Annotated in this window: 15 protein-coding genes; 13 read left to right on the forward strand and 2 right to left on the reverse strand. The window is 32.2% G+C overall.

Translation table 11 applies throughout. The annotated features are described in order from the left end of the window. The 10 genes from ACI9TV_RS14250 to ACI9TV_RS14295 all read left to right on the forward strand — a co-directional run. Positions 1-639: TonB C-terminal domain-containing protein (locus tag ACI9TV_RS14250; RefSeq protein WP_415251488.1), on the forward strand; the 639-nt coding region annotated here is incomplete at its 5' end. An 11-nt stretch (positions 640-650) separates the two neighbouring features. After that, positions 651-1,901 carry a Tol-Pal system protein TolB gene (gene tolB, locus ACI9TV_RS14255; protein WP_415251489.1) on the forward strand — a complete coding sequence of 417 codons (1,251 nt, stop codon included), beginning with the start codon at positions 651-653 and terminating at the stop codon, positions 1,899-1,901. A 109-nt stretch (positions 1,902-2,010) separates the two neighbouring features. Then, positions 2,011-2,559, forward strand: coding sequence for an OmpA family protein (locus tag ACI9TV_RS14260; protein WP_415251490.1), 549 nt, complete (start codon positions 2,011-2,013; stop codon positions 2,557-2,559). Positions 2,560-2,562: 3 nt separating this feature from the next. Further along, positions 2,563-3,498, forward strand: coding sequence for a tetratricopeptide repeat protein (locus ACI9TV_RS14265; RefSeq protein ID WP_415251491.1), 936 nt, complete (start codon positions 2,563-2,565; stop codon positions 3,496-3,498). A gap of 79 nt (positions 3,499-3,577) precedes the next feature. Beyond that, positions 3,578-4,090 (forward strand): FKBP-type peptidyl-prolyl cis-trans isomerase, encoded by a 513-nt coding sequence (locus ACI9TV_RS14270; protein ID WP_415251492.1) that lies wholly within the window; start codon positions 3,578-3,580, stop codon positions 4,088-4,090. Further along, the gene (locus ACI9TV_RS14275) at positions 4,077-4,829 is read left to right on the forward strand and encodes a Fis family transcriptional regulator (protein ID WP_415251493.1); all 753 of its coding nucleotides are present in this window, start codon (positions 4,077-4,079) and stop codon (positions 4,827-4,829) included. The genes ACI9TV_RS14270 and ACI9TV_RS14275 overlap by 14 nt, the downstream gene beginning before the upstream one ends. Positions 4,830-4,928: 99 nt before the next feature. Further along, positions 4,929-5,867 (forward strand): ACP S-malonyltransferase, encoded by a 939-nt coding sequence (fabD, locus tag ACI9TV_RS14280; protein WP_415251494.1) that lies wholly within the window; start codon positions 4,929-4,931, stop codon positions 5,865-5,867. 1 nt (position 5,868) lies between these two features. Further along, complete coding sequence (locus ACI9TV_RS14285) at positions 5,869-6,585, forward strand: nitrilase-related carbon-nitrogen hydrolase (RefSeq protein WP_415251495.1); 717 nt, start codon at positions 5,869-5,871, stop codon at positions 6,583-6,585. A 10-nt stretch (positions 6,586-6,595) separates the two neighbouring features. Further along, a complete protein-coding gene (locus ACI9TV_RS14290) occupies positions 6,596-7,288 on the forward strand; it encodes a 5'-methylthioadenosine/adenosylhomocysteine nucleosidase (protein WP_415251496.1) in 693 nt (230 codons plus the stop codon). A gap of 28 nt (positions 7,289-7,316) precedes the next feature. Then, the gene (locus ACI9TV_RS14295) at positions 7,317-8,048 is read left to right on the forward strand and encodes a tRNA 2-thiocytidine biosynthesis TtcA family protein (protein WP_415251502.1); all 732 of its coding nucleotides are present in this window, start codon (positions 7,317-7,319) and stop codon (positions 8,046-8,048) included. Between the two features lie 3 nt (positions 8,049-8,051). Here ACI9TV_RS14295 and ACI9TV_RS14300 read toward each other — a convergent pair whose 3' ends face one another. Both ACI9TV_RS14300 and ACI9TV_RS14305 read right to left on the reverse strand, forming a co-directional pair. Next, a complete protein-coding gene (locus ACI9TV_RS14300) occupies positions 8,052-8,549 on the reverse strand; it encodes a hypothetical protein (RefSeq protein WP_415251497.1) in 498 nt (165 codons plus the stop codon). A gap of 15 nt (positions 8,550-8,564) precedes the next feature. After that, positions 8,565-9,041: a MarR family winged helix-turn-helix transcriptional regulator gene (locus ACI9TV_RS14305; RefSeq protein ID WP_415251498.1), complete on the reverse strand. Its 477-nt coding sequence runs from the start codon at positions 9,039-9,041 to the stop codon at positions 8,565-8,567. 110 nt (positions 9,042-9,151) lie between these two features. Here ACI9TV_RS14305 and ACI9TV_RS14310 point away from each other — a divergent pair, with 110 nt between their 5' ends. The 3 genes from ACI9TV_RS14310 to ACI9TV_RS14320 form a co-directional block, all read left to right on the forward strand. Then, positions 9,152-10,198, forward strand: coding sequence for an efflux RND transporter periplasmic adaptor subunit (locus ACI9TV_RS14310; protein ID WP_415251499.1), 1,047 nt, complete (start codon positions 9,152-9,154; stop codon positions 10,196-10,198). Then, positions 10,198-13,341 (forward strand): efflux RND transporter permease subunit, encoded by a 3,144-nt coding sequence (locus ACI9TV_RS14315; RefSeq protein ID WP_415251500.1) that lies wholly within the window; start codon positions 10,198-10,200, stop codon positions 13,339-13,341. Before ACI9TV_RS14310 ends, ACI9TV_RS14315 begins: the two co-directional genes overlap by 1 nt. Then, a partial coding sequence (locus ACI9TV_RS14320) for a TolC family protein (protein WP_415251501.1) occupies positions 13,341-13,610 on the forward strand: 270 nt, incomplete at its 3' end. The genes ACI9TV_RS14315 and ACI9TV_RS14320, both read left to right, overlap by 1 nt.

The raw sequence follows: 13,610 nt of genomic DNA on the forward strand, positions 1-13,610 counted from the left end.
ATGATGTTTTCTGCATCAAAAATGAATACATATGCCCTCAAAAAAGATGATTTTATTTCTGTTTCACTTGAAATTATAAATATTCCAACAAAGAAAATTATTAAAGAAGCTGTAGCAGTAAAAGAAGAACCTCAAGCAGTTGAGGAAGTTAAAGAGGTAGACATAGGGGATCTTTTCTCTGATGTATGGACTAAAGATATTAAGCTTAAGAAAAAAGTAATAAAAAAAATTGATAATAAACGATTAGAACGTATTCAAAAAAAGATAAAAACTTCTGAAAATAATGAAGTTCAGCTTGTAGAGAAAAATATAAATAATACTGAAGCTACTGTTACGGATACACAAAGTAAAACGAGTTCTAGTGCTGATGAAGTTAATGAATATTTAGCTAAAATTCAGGCAATTGTTTATAGAAACTTTGAACCACCAGCTAACTCAGAAGGTTATAAGGTTATAGCTGTAATTGAGTTAAGTGCAATTGGTAGGCTGATTGATTTTAGAGTTTTAACATACTCTCCAAATCAAGGCTTAAACAAAGAAAGTGATAAGATTAAAAATAGATTATTAGGTGTGATTTTCCCAATTAATCCTAATAATAAATCTACTACTATGAAAATACCATTAATATCAGATAAATAAAAGGACATACTTTGAAAATAATAATTACTTTACTGTTTGCTTTTTCATTAGCATTTACTTATGATGCTACGATTGAAGTTATCAAAAAAGTTGAATCTCTTCCATCTATAGCAGTAGAAGAATCTTCTACATCATATAATGATACTTTTAAATTGAGATTTTTTAAATCTCTTATAGCAGATTTAAATGTAGTTTCTATATTTAATGTGGATAGACATTATAGAACCATAGATTATGATGCAAGTGATGTTGTTGTTGAAAATATAGATATGAAATATGTGCTTCGATATAGTATCTTTGAAGATGATAATGGCTATTTCAATACAAAAATGAAACTTCTTAAAGATTCTGTAGAGGTTATGAATAAAAACTATAAAATTAAAAAGAAAGATTTTTATATGTTTATATCTCATGCAATGGCTTATGATATAAATGAATTTATGGGTGAACCATCGGTTGCATGGATGAAGAGAAAAGTAATATTTTCTCGTATAGTAGCACCAATGAAAAGTGAGCTTGTAATCTCGGATTATACTTTAACATATCAACATGTAGTTGTTAATGGTGGATTTAATGTATTTCCTAAGTGGGCAAATAAAGCACAAACAAAGTTTTATTATACTTCTTTGGACGGAGCAAAACCAGTACTTAAAAAAGTTGATATTAAAACGGCTAAAACGGAAGATATTTTGAAGTCTGATGGTATGATGATTTGTTCAGATGTGAGTAATGACTCTAAAAAACTTCTCCTTACTATGGCCCCAAATGGACAATCCGATATATACCTTTATGATGTTGAAACTAAAAAGTATTCTCGAGTAACAAAATATTCTGGTATTGACGTGAGTGGTCAATTTACTGATAATGAAAATATTGTGTTTATTTCTAATAGATTAGGATACCCTAATATTTTTACTACTAAGATAGGAAGCGGTGATGTTGAACAAGTTATTTACTATGGTAAAAGCAATGCAGCATGTAGTGCTCATAATGAGTATGTGGTATATAAAGCAAGAGAAAGTTCAAATGCATTTTCCCGAAATACATTTAATCTTCATTTGATTTCTACTAAAACAGATTTTATTCGAAGACTTACTGCTACTGGAGTAAATGAATTTCCTAGGTTTTCTAGAGATGGGGATGCTATCCTTTTTATTAAGAATTATAAAGCCCAGAGCTCAATTGGAATCATTAGATTAAATCATAATAAAAACTACCTTTTTCCACTTAAGTATGGAAAAGTACAAGCAATGGATTGGTAAAAGTAGTATAAACAAGATAAATGAAGTGTATAAGTAAATTTAAAACTTTTATATTAGCTTTTAATCTGCTATAATATTTCAAATTTTAAAATGATAGAGGAAATGTAATATGAAAAGTATCGTACTTTCTAGTGTTGTAACAGCACTTTTAATTTTTAGTGGATGTAGCTCAAAAAACCCAGATGCAACTGGAACAAATGCAACTACGAATGCTAGCACGAATGCACAAGAAGTAGAAGGTGTAAATACAGAAACTGTACCAGCTGCTAATAGTCTAATAAGCTCAGGCAATACAGGTATTGATAGCATGTCAGTTATGGAAGGTAAATTAGGTTCTGTTTATTTTGAATTTGACCAATTTACTGTGACACCTGCAATGCAAAGTAAAGTTACAAATGATTCTGATGCTGCAAAAACTGCAGTTAGCAAGTACAATATTAAATTAGAAGGTAACTGTGATGAGTGGGGTAGTGATGAGTATAACTTCGCATTAGGCCTTAAGCGTGCTGACTCTGTAAAGAAAGCATTAATTGCAAACGGTGTTGATGCTAGTAAAATTACAATGGTGTCATATGGCGAGAGTAATCCATCATGTAGTGATAAAACTCAGGAATGTTGGGCAAATAACCGTCGCGTAGATTTTAAACTTCTTCCATAATTCATGCTGAAATCACTTTTAGCTACACTATGTGTAGCTAGTATTTCTTTATTAGTTGCAGCCGAACCCTCAGCGTTTGGTGCAGGCAACTTAGACAGTCCAAACCCGTATGGCCTTACTTCTAGTGAACAAAATGTTTTAAAAAATAAACATGCACTTAAAAAGGTAGTATTAAAAAGCAATAATCAAGCAAATGAAGTTGATTCTATAAGAGAGCGTATAGATGGATTACAAAGTATAGTTGAGAGTTTAAGTAGAAAGTCTCAATATAACAAAAGATCTCTCGGATTACTAGAAGAAAAAGCTACAAAAGATTTACTTAATGCAGACGAGTATGAAAAAAGATTAGGCCAGTCTGTAGAATTGAATTCACAACTTAGTGAAAAAAATGCTCAAGCAATAGCAAAAAATCTTCTATTGGCTCAAGAATTAAGTAAGTTAATTGATACAATAAATACGACGTATGTAACGAAGATAGAGTTTAATGAGCTTGTAAACAGTGTAAATGAATTTAAAAGCTTAGTAGCAAAAGAATTTAAATCTAAAACAAAACTCAAAACAAGTAGTTTAGATAAAATGACTAATGGTGAAGTTGCAGATCAGGCAGAAGCTTTTTATAATAAACAGTATTATACAAAAGGTATTGAATACTATAGCCACCTTATAACAAAGAATTATAAACCGGCAAATTCACACTTTATGATTGGACAAATGAAGTTTAAACGTAAAAATTATTCCGAAGCAATTTCTTATTATAAAAAAAGTACATCGCTGTATTCAAAAGCATCTTATATGCCTGAGCTATTGTTACATACTGCAATATCTATGGAAAAAACAAATGACAAAAAAAATGCAAAAGTATTTTATAATGCGATTTTAGTGAAGTATCCAAATTCCACTGAAGCAAAGCGTGCTAAAGAAAATTTATTAGCTCTTTAGTAAAAGTGATTTCACTTAGTTTTATTTAAATATTTTATGATAAAATTCAAGCTATAAAATTATATAAAGGTTTAGTCAAATGGCAATCGAAGCAAATCAAATTGTATCAATCGAGTACGAAGTTCGTGATGGAGAAACTGTTGTAGACAGTAACGTTGGCGGAGCACCATTAGTATTTATGTTTGGTAAGGGTCAAATTATCAAAGGTCTAGAAGATGGCATAATAAATATGGCTACTGGCGAGAAAGGCGATGTTCTTGTTGAACCTGCTAATGCGTATGGTGAACTAGATGAGGATGCTACTCAAGAAGTTCCAAAAGATCAATTCTCAGGTATAGATTTAGAACTTGGTATGACACTTTATGGTCAAGGTGAAGATGGTGGTACTGTACAAGTTACTGTTAAAGAGATTGCTGAAGAAACTATTATAATTGATTTCAACCATCCTTTAGCTGGCAAAGCATTAATGTTTACTGTTACAGTAAATAGTGTAAGAGATGCTTCTGCTGAAGAAGCTATGACCGGAATTCCTGCTGAAAATAAACAAGAAGAAAGTGGAGAAAGTTGTGGTACAGGGTGTGGTTGTCACTAATTTTATAAGTCTTTCAAATGCTTCTAAAGAGGCATTTAAAACGGCGACTCTTTTAAAAACACTCAATGTTAATTCACTTATTACGGGTGAAGATGGTGTTGGAAAAAAAAGTTTAGCTTCTTATATACTTCCAAATGCAAATGTAGTAGATGCTTCAGACTTTGATGCTTCTATTACTGCGCTCAATAGCGTGAGTCAAATCATTATAACTAACCTTCATACTTCACCCAACTTAAATGTACTTCTTGATTCTATACATTCAAATGATGTTCGAGTAATTGCTACATCCAAAAATTATCTTGAGCATGAAATCTTAGATGATCTTTTTTCAGTAAAATTTTCTATACCTTCGTTGTCTGAGAGACCTGAAGACGTTAGGGCTTTAATTGACATATTTTCACAGGAAGCTTCAAAGTTATTTGGAGTAGAAACTGAGTTTAATATGTTGAATTTTGTGCCAGACGTAAGTGAAAATTCTGCTTCTTTAAAAAGACAAGTAATGATAAATTATCTTTTACAAGATATTAAAGATACAGAACTAATGGTTATTATAGAAAACTATTTAAGTGATAAGCTTGGTTCTAATAGCGACTACAGGAATTTTCTATACCTCTATGAAGTGCCATTAATTAAAGTTGGATTGAGTAAGTTTAAGTCTCAACTTAAATTATCTGATAAGCTAGGCTTGAATAGAAATACACTAAGAAAAAAAATAGCAGATAATAAGAAATATTTATAGTTTCCCCTATGGGATTAAGGTAAACTTCGAAGACGAAGTACCAAAACTCTACTTATAGCCTTCGGCTAAAGAGTGGATGTTAGCAAAATAGGAAAAAATATGTCAAAAATAGCAATGATATTTTCAGGTCAAGGTTCTCAAGCAGTAGGCATGGGTCAAGATTTTTATAACAATTCAGATTTAGCTAAAGAAATGTTTGATAAAGCTTCAGAGAGAATAGGTGTAGATTTTAAAGAATTAATTTTTGAAGAAAATGAAAAACTAAGTCAGACTGCATACACACAACCTGCAATTTTATTAGTACAAATGATTGCATATAAACTTTTTAAAAATGCTTGCCCTGATACGGAGGCTGAATTATTTTTAGGTCATTCTCTTGGCGAATTTTCGGCATTATGTGCAAGTGGTGCGATTAATTATGTTGATGCAGTTGAATTAGTTTATAAGCGTGGCTCGTTAATGCAAAGTGCATGTGATACTATAGAAGCTGGTATGATGGCAATTGTTGGTCTTGATGATGCGTCAGTTGAGAAAGTGTGTTCAGATGCTCAGTCCCAGGGAAAAAAAGTTTGGCCAGCAAATTATAATCAAGATGGTCAATTAGTTGTTGCAGGTATGAAAACAGATTTAATCTCTTTAGAGCAAACGTTTAAAGATGCTGGTGCAAAACGTGCACTTCTTTTAAATATGTCCGTTGCATCACATTGTGAGATTTTAGAACCTGCACAGGATCCATTAGCTGAGATAATGTCTACTATGGTTAAAGATGAGTTTACAGCTCCTATAATCTCTAATGTAACTACAAAGCCTTATAATACAAAATTAGATGCAATTGCACTTTTAAGAGATCAACTTGTTAAACCTGTTAAATATAAACAGTCTATTTTAGCAATTGCAGCAGATGTAGATATTGCAATAGAATTCGGGAATGGTTCAGTACTTAAAGGTCTTAACCGTAGAATTGTGAAAGAACTTACTACACTAAACATCTCGAATATGGCATCTTTAGCTAAAGTTACAGAGGAAATTTGTAACTAAAATGAGAATTACACTAGCACAAACGGCTCCAAAATTAAGTCGTTCTAATCTTTCTTCAGTTATTCAAACTATAAAAGACTCTATCGGTGCTAGTGATCTTATTGTTTTCCCAGAATTATCCTTAAATGGTTACTTACTTCAAGATAAACTCTATGAAGATGCTTGGAATATTGAAGAGCTTCATGAACTAGAATGCTTAAGTACATCTATTGATATTGTTATTGGTGGAGCACTAAGAGATTCAAATAAGTTTCGAAATTCTGCTTTATATTTCTCTCAAGGGAAACTTTTAAGTACACATTATAAGGTGCATCTTCCAAATTATGGAATGTTCGAAGAAGCTCGTTATTTTGAAGCTGGAAATATTTTTGAAAGTTTTACAACAAAGTATGGAAAAGTTTCAATGTTAGTGTGCGAAGACTTATGGCATGAATCAGTACATCGTGATTTAATAGCAGAGAATCCAGATATGATTATTGCCTTAGTAGCTTCACCTGCACGTGGATTCTTAGATGATGGTTTAGAGATTGAAAATAAATGGATGCAAATTATTAAACTAGTATCTCTAGAATGTTCTTCAAAGCTTATTTTTGTTAATCGTGTAGGTTTTGAAGATGGTTTGGGTTTTTGGGGTGGAAGTTGTGTGTTGAATGAAAGTGGTGAAGTACTAGGTAAACTAGATCATTATAAAGAGATAATTAAAACAATAGAGATATAAAGGATTTAATGTGAAAATTGCAATTATGGGAGCTATGCCTGAAGAAGTAGCACCAATTTTAGAAAAATTAGGCGAATATAAAACTACAAAATATGCAGATAATGAATACTATGAAGCATCATATAAGGGTGTTGATATAGTTGTAGCCTATTCAAAAATTGGTAAAGTTTTTTCGACGTTAACTGCTTCAACAATGGTTCAACATTTTAATTGTGACAAGTTACTTTTTTCTGGCGTAGCAGGTGGGATTAATCCAAACCTTAAGATTGGAGACTTAATTGTAGCAACTAAATTATCACAACACGATTTAGACATTACAGCTTTTGGACACCCTATGGGTTTTGTACCAGGAGGAAGTGTGTTTGTTGATGCAGACAAAGACTTAATAGCTTTATCTAAACAAGTAGCAGCAGAACTTGGAAAAACTGTTTCAGAAGGTGTCATAGCAACTGGTGATCAGTTTGTTCATGATGAAAAAATAAAAGAAAATATTGTCAAGCACTTTAATGCAGATGCTTTAGAGATGGAAGGTGGTTCTGTTGCCGTTGTTTGTAAATCTTTAGGCATACCATTCTTCATCCTTCGTGCAATCAGTGATACTGCTGATACGGATGCAAGTTTTTCATTTGATGAATTTATGGAATCAAGTGCAATTATATCAGCGGAATTTATTATGAAAATGGTAGATAAAATTGTTGAATAAAAGTTCAGTAAAACTCTCAAAAAAAATAATGTCTAAACTTGGTAAAACAAATGCTGAGTTTGAACTTATAGAAGAGGGTGATAAGATTCTTGTTGGACTTAGTGGTGGCAAAGATTCGTTAACTATGATTCATGCTATGAAAGAACAACAACGTAGAGCACCCTTTAAATTTGAATTTGTCGCAGTAACTATTTCTTATGGGATGGGTGAAAATTATGATGCACTTCACCAACACTGTGAAGAATATGATATTCCTCATATAACAGTAGATACAAAAGTATATGATTTGGCAAAAGAAAAAATTAGGAAGAACTCTTCTTTTTGTAGTTTTTTCTCTCGTATGAGAAGAGGTTATCTCTACACAGCAGCACAAGATAATGGATGTAATAAAGTTGCCCTTGGCCATCATATGGATGATGCTGCTGAGAGCTTTTTTATGAATTTCATATACAATGGCCAGATGCGATGCTTAGCTCCAAAATATAAAGCTGAAAATGGACTTATTGTAATTCGTCCACTTATACAGATGCGCGAGCGTCAACTTCGTGCTTTTGTTGATGAGAATGATATTGCGGCTATTGGTGATGAAGCATGTCCTGCAATGAGATTTGATGTGAAGATGCCACATGCTCGTGCAGATATGAAAATAAAATTAGCAAAAATGGAAGAAGATTTCCCTCAGCTATTTACATCTTTAAATGCTGCATTTAAAAATATTTCAGTGGAGAGTTTTTTTGATAAAGAAAAATTCTCTCTTTAATATTTACGACGCAAATTGAGAATGAAAAGTTTTTTCATCTTTAGCTATTTGTTTTTCTTTTTTGTTTAAGGTATCTTCTTTTAGGGTTACTAGAAACTCTAAGATATTTTCTTGATATGAGATGGTATCTTCATCAAAAGTTAGAGGAAGTAGTTTCTCTAGCTCATCTTTATCTATTTTTTTCGCATACCTTGGAATAATTTTTAAATCCTTTTGTATACTAGCAACTAATATATCTATATCTAGGCCGTTATTTTCTTTTACTTTATTGACATTTTCTTTTGTTGTCATCATAAGAAGATTTGCTCTTTCTTCATCATTTTTGTAAATTTCTAAACCAATATTTTTAATTATAATATAGCTTTCTGCAGTAGAGTCTGGATTAACTGCAATCATCAATGCGAATACTTTAGCCCGAAACTCTAAAGAACCATGATGGTGAACAAAAAATTCACGAAAGGCACTGAAAAAATGATGTTTCAATCTAAAACTAAGACGCATATGTAATTCCTTTCATTAGTCAAGAACTTTGAATAATAGACTAGATAAATGTTTTCTGTCTTGTGAATCAAGGTCACTAAAAATTGCTTCTTCTAATTCAATTACATCTGGTAAAGATTCTTCTAAAATTATTTTACCATCTTTAGTTAATTGAACCATCTTACTTCTTTTGTCATCTTTGTTTGTAATTCTATTGATGAACTTTTTCGTTTCTAACTTTTTTAAAACTTTAGTCATACCACCAGAAGAAAAAAAAAGTCTTTCATAGAGTCTTGTAGGTGTAAGTGTATGGTTTTCATCTTTGGCAGAGTGTAAAGATGCTAATACATCTAGTTCACTATTGGAGAGATTATATTTTACTGATAGAAGGTTTCCTATTTGACTAAAAAGTCTTTGTGAAAGCATAAGGAGGGGTAATGTAACATGGCCTATCTCACTTGTACTGCATATATCATTATTATTAAGATGTACTTTTAATTCATTGGCATTCATAAAGGAATTATAATATATCAATACTTATAAAGATATATATCTTTCTGGAAAGTTATATTTAAGATAGAGTATGTTACCTTTCCAGTAAGATAAATAAGGAAGAGTTCCATATGAAATATATATTGTTAAGTATAGCGTTGTTTTTAAACGTAGTAGCGAGTGAACCAAAGAATGCTAAAGTACCTGCTTCTTTAGTTACAACTGTCAAAGTTAAAGAGGGGATTGCTAACTCTTTGCAAAACTATGTAGGTACACTCTATTATGATGTAAATTCAAATTTAGCATCTGATAGTTCAGGTATAGTTGAGAAGTTGTATGTAAGAGAGGGACAGCATGTAAACAAAGCTCAAGTATTATTAAAACTTGAGAGTTCTGTTTTCGAAGCGAATATAAAAGTACAAGTAGCCAGTCTTGCGTCGTTACTAGCAGAAGAAACGAAACAAAAAAAAGATTTAGAGCGTGCACAGGCTTTACTGGATAAAGATAGTATCTCTCAAAGTAGTTATGATACAACATTTTACACATTACAGGCACTGAGTTCTACCGTGGATGCTAAAAGAGCAGAGCTCAAATCAATGAAGATACAATTAAAAAAGAAAACAATAAAAGCACCATTTAGTGCTATTGTTGTAAAACGAAATATTGATATTGGAGAATGGGTTTCTGTTGGTAGTAGTGTGTTTACTATCATCGATCCAAAGAGTATAGAAGCTAGAATTAATGTTCCAAGTATATTTTTACAAACGCTTTCAAAAAAACAAAAATTACAAGCGCAAATTAGTAATCAAGATATAGAAGTTACTGTAAAGAGTATTATACCCCTTGCTAATAAAGCTAGTCGTACATTTCCAATAAAGTTATCGTTAAAAAATCAAAAAAACTTTATAGAAGGTATGAGAATAGACGTAAAGATCCCCACTTTGAAAAAGCAAAAAACTCTTTTAGTCCCTCGTGATGCAGTTATTAAACGTTTTGGTAATTTTGTAGTTTTTTCAGTTATTGATGATAAAGCGGTAATGTTTCCAGTAAAGGTAATAAACTACACTCACAATCAAGCAGCAATAAGTGCAAAAGGTTTATATGAAAATATGAAAGTTATTACAAAGGGAAATGAAAGAGTTTTTCCCGATATGCTAGTAACTGAGAAGGTCAATTAATGAACCTTATTGATATATCTATAAAAAAACCTGTAAGTGTTTTTGTTGGTATAATATTAATTTTAATGTTTGGTATAGTTTCTCTTACCGAATTGCCATACAAACTTACTCCAAATGTTATAGAACCAGAAATTGGAGTTGTCACTTTATGGCCAGGAGCAACTCCAAGTGAAGTTGAACGTGACATTGTTGAAAAACAAGAAGAACAATTAAAGTCTACTCCGGGTTTACTAGCCTATGAAGCAACTGCATCTGATAATCTTTCAGAAATCACTCTAACTTTTGAAGTTGGAACTGATATGAATAAGGCTCTTTTAGAGGTATCAAATAAACTTAATCAAGTTGAAAATTATCCCCAAAATGTTCAAAAACCTATTATTCAATCGGCAGGTTCTAATGCATCTCCAACTATCTGGCTAGGGTTCGTTGTTAATAAGGGAAATGATAGAGATGTAGATACATATTTAACATATCTAGACAACGAAGTAAAAGAACAGTTTGAAAGAGTGCAAGGGGTTGCAAGTATTTTTGTTCCAGGTGGGACTAAAGATGAGCTTCATATTAAACTATATCCAGAGAGATTAGCTGCTCATGGATTAACAATTGATGCTGTTGCAACAGCTATTCAAAACGAAAATGTTGATACTGCCGCAGGAACTGTGGATATTGACAGAAGAACGTACCGTGTAAGAACATCTGCAAGATTTACATCGATAGAAGAACTTGAACAGATGGTACTCTTTAATGATGGGCAACAAAGTATTCGTTTAGGTGATGTAGCAGAAATATCAAAGGGATATGAAAAAGTTGTTGCAAATATTTTACAATCGAGTGGAGAAAGTTTAAATAAAGCACTTATATATGGTGTAAGAATGAATCCATCGGCTAATGTTGTGGCTACTACAAACAGAGTTGAACAAGTATTTAAACATCTCAATGCGAATGTACTACCAGAACATGATATTCACCTAGAATGGTTCTATGATCAAAGAGGATATATTCAAGGTGCTATAAATCTAGTACAACAAAACATTGCGATTGGTGCAGTATTAGCAATCATCACTTTATTGTTATTTTTACGCTCATTTTTACCAACAGCAGTTGTATCAGCTGCTATTCCTATTAGTATTGTTGCTACTTTTATTGTCTTAAGTATTATGGATAGAAGTCTAAACACTATTTCTCTTGCGGGTATTTCCTTTGCAGTTGGTATGCTGCTTGATAGTGCTATCGTTGTTTTAGAAAATATTGACAGGCACTTAAAAATGGGTAAAAAACCATTTGACGCAGCACATGATGGAACAGTTGAAGTTTGGGGTGCTTTAGTAGCCTCTGCATTAACAACAATAGCCGTTTTTTTACCTGTAATATTTTTAGAATCAGAAGCAGGTCAACTGTTTAAAGACATCGCAATTGCCGTTACTGCTGCAATTACATTTTCTTTATTTGTTTCGATATCCGTTATTCCTATGTTTTGGACGCAGCTTATAAAGCTAAGTTCTACAGATCATGAAAAAGAGCATGAAGTATCACAAAAACCAGATTCATTTTTAGTAAGTATCGCTAAAAAAATTGCTGCTCTTTTTATGTCTACTGTTATATGGAGTCTTAAAAGAAGAATAAACCAATTCATAATTATTTTATTTATGGGAAGTATTTCTGTTGTCACAATTATCATGCTATTTCCAAAGATGGAGTATCTTCCTCAGGGAAACCAAAATCTTATTATGAATATTTTGATTCCACCTCCCGGACTTTCTGAAAATGAAAAGAAAGATATTGGATATAAAATATATGAGCATATGAAACCTCATTATAAAGAAGAAGTAGATGGAATTCCACCTATTACAAATAGTTTTTATGTTTCATTTGGAGATCTTATTATTCAAGGTATGATTTCAAAAGAAGAAAGTAGAGCAGCTGAATATATTCCTTTTATGATGCCTGTAGTTAACAGTTTCCCAGGGGTATTTGGTATTTCACTTCAAAGTGGTGTGTTTGAGCAAGGCATTGGTGAAGGAAGAAATATAGATATCGATATTAGTGGTAAAGATATTTCTAAACTTACGCAAATTGGTGGCATGTTATTTGGCAAAATTTCAGGCGAACTTCAAGGTGCTCAGGTTCGTCCTGTCCCATCTATTGAGTTATTATTTCCAGAAGCGCTTATTATTCCAGATCGTAATGCTTTGGCAAACGTTGGAATGAATAGTAGAAACTTTGGATTTGCCGCAGATGTTCTTCTTGATGGACGTAAAATCAGCGAATACACACAAGATGGTCAAAAGTCAATAGACATGATTTTAAAATCACAAGATGACATGATTAACTCGCCTGAAGCACTTTACTTAACACAGGTTACAACGCCTAACGCAGGTTTAGTTCCAATGTCTGAACTCTCAGAGCTAAAACATACTACAAGTATTACAAAAATTCGTCATGTAGATGGGAAAAGAACAATTACACTTCAAGTTACACCTCCGACTACTATGACTTTACAAGAGAGTGTAGAAAAGTTAGACGCTATTTTAGAAACTGGTGTACCTGCGAATATGCTAGAAGATGGAACAACCGTTACACTCGCTGGAAAAGCTGATAAACTCGCGCAAACGATAGAGTCTATGAAATGGAACTTAGTATTTGCCTTAGCGATTATCTATCTTCTTATGAGTGCGCTTTTTGGAAATTTTATCTATCCATTAGTGATTTTATTTACAGTTCCAATGGCAACGGCTGGTGGTTTTGTTGGTCTTAAACTTACCAATATGTTCATAGCTCCACAACCGCTAGATGTATTAACTATGTTAGGATTTATTATATTAATCGGTATTGTTGTAAATAACGCCATACTTATAGTTCACCAATCTTTAAATAATATTCGTCATAATTCCATGCATTATAAAGAAGGAATTATAGAGGCTACAAGGTCTCGTTTAAGACCTATATTTATGAGTTCACTTACTTCTGTATTTGGTATGCTACCACTCGTTTTAGTTCCTGGTCCAGGTTCAGAATTTTATAGAGGTTTAGGTTCTGTAATTACAGGTGGACTAGCATTATCGATGTTGTTTACCATTTTAGTGACACCAGCACTTATGTACTTAATGTTAAGTATTCAAGGAAAAAAAGAGAAGGATATTTAATGAGAATAATTTTACTATTTATATCAGCACAGATTGCATTATTTGGATTAAACTTAGCAGAATCAATAGATTTAGCAATGAGTAATTCACCAAAAGTTTCTCTATCTCAAAGTAATATAAATTATAATGAATATATGAAAGATGAAGCTAGAAGTGCTTACCATCCAACAATTCAAGCAGGGTTTACTTGGAAGAAACTTGAAAACCCTACATCTTTTGCTTTTAGTCCTAGTCATAATTTTAGTTTAGGTTTAAAGTATAACTTATTT

The organism is Sulfurimonas sp. (assembly GCF_047622445.1).
In the GTDB taxonomy this organism is placed as follows: Bacteria; Campylobacterota; Campylobacteria; order Campylobacterales; family Sulfurimonadaceae; genus Sulfurimonas.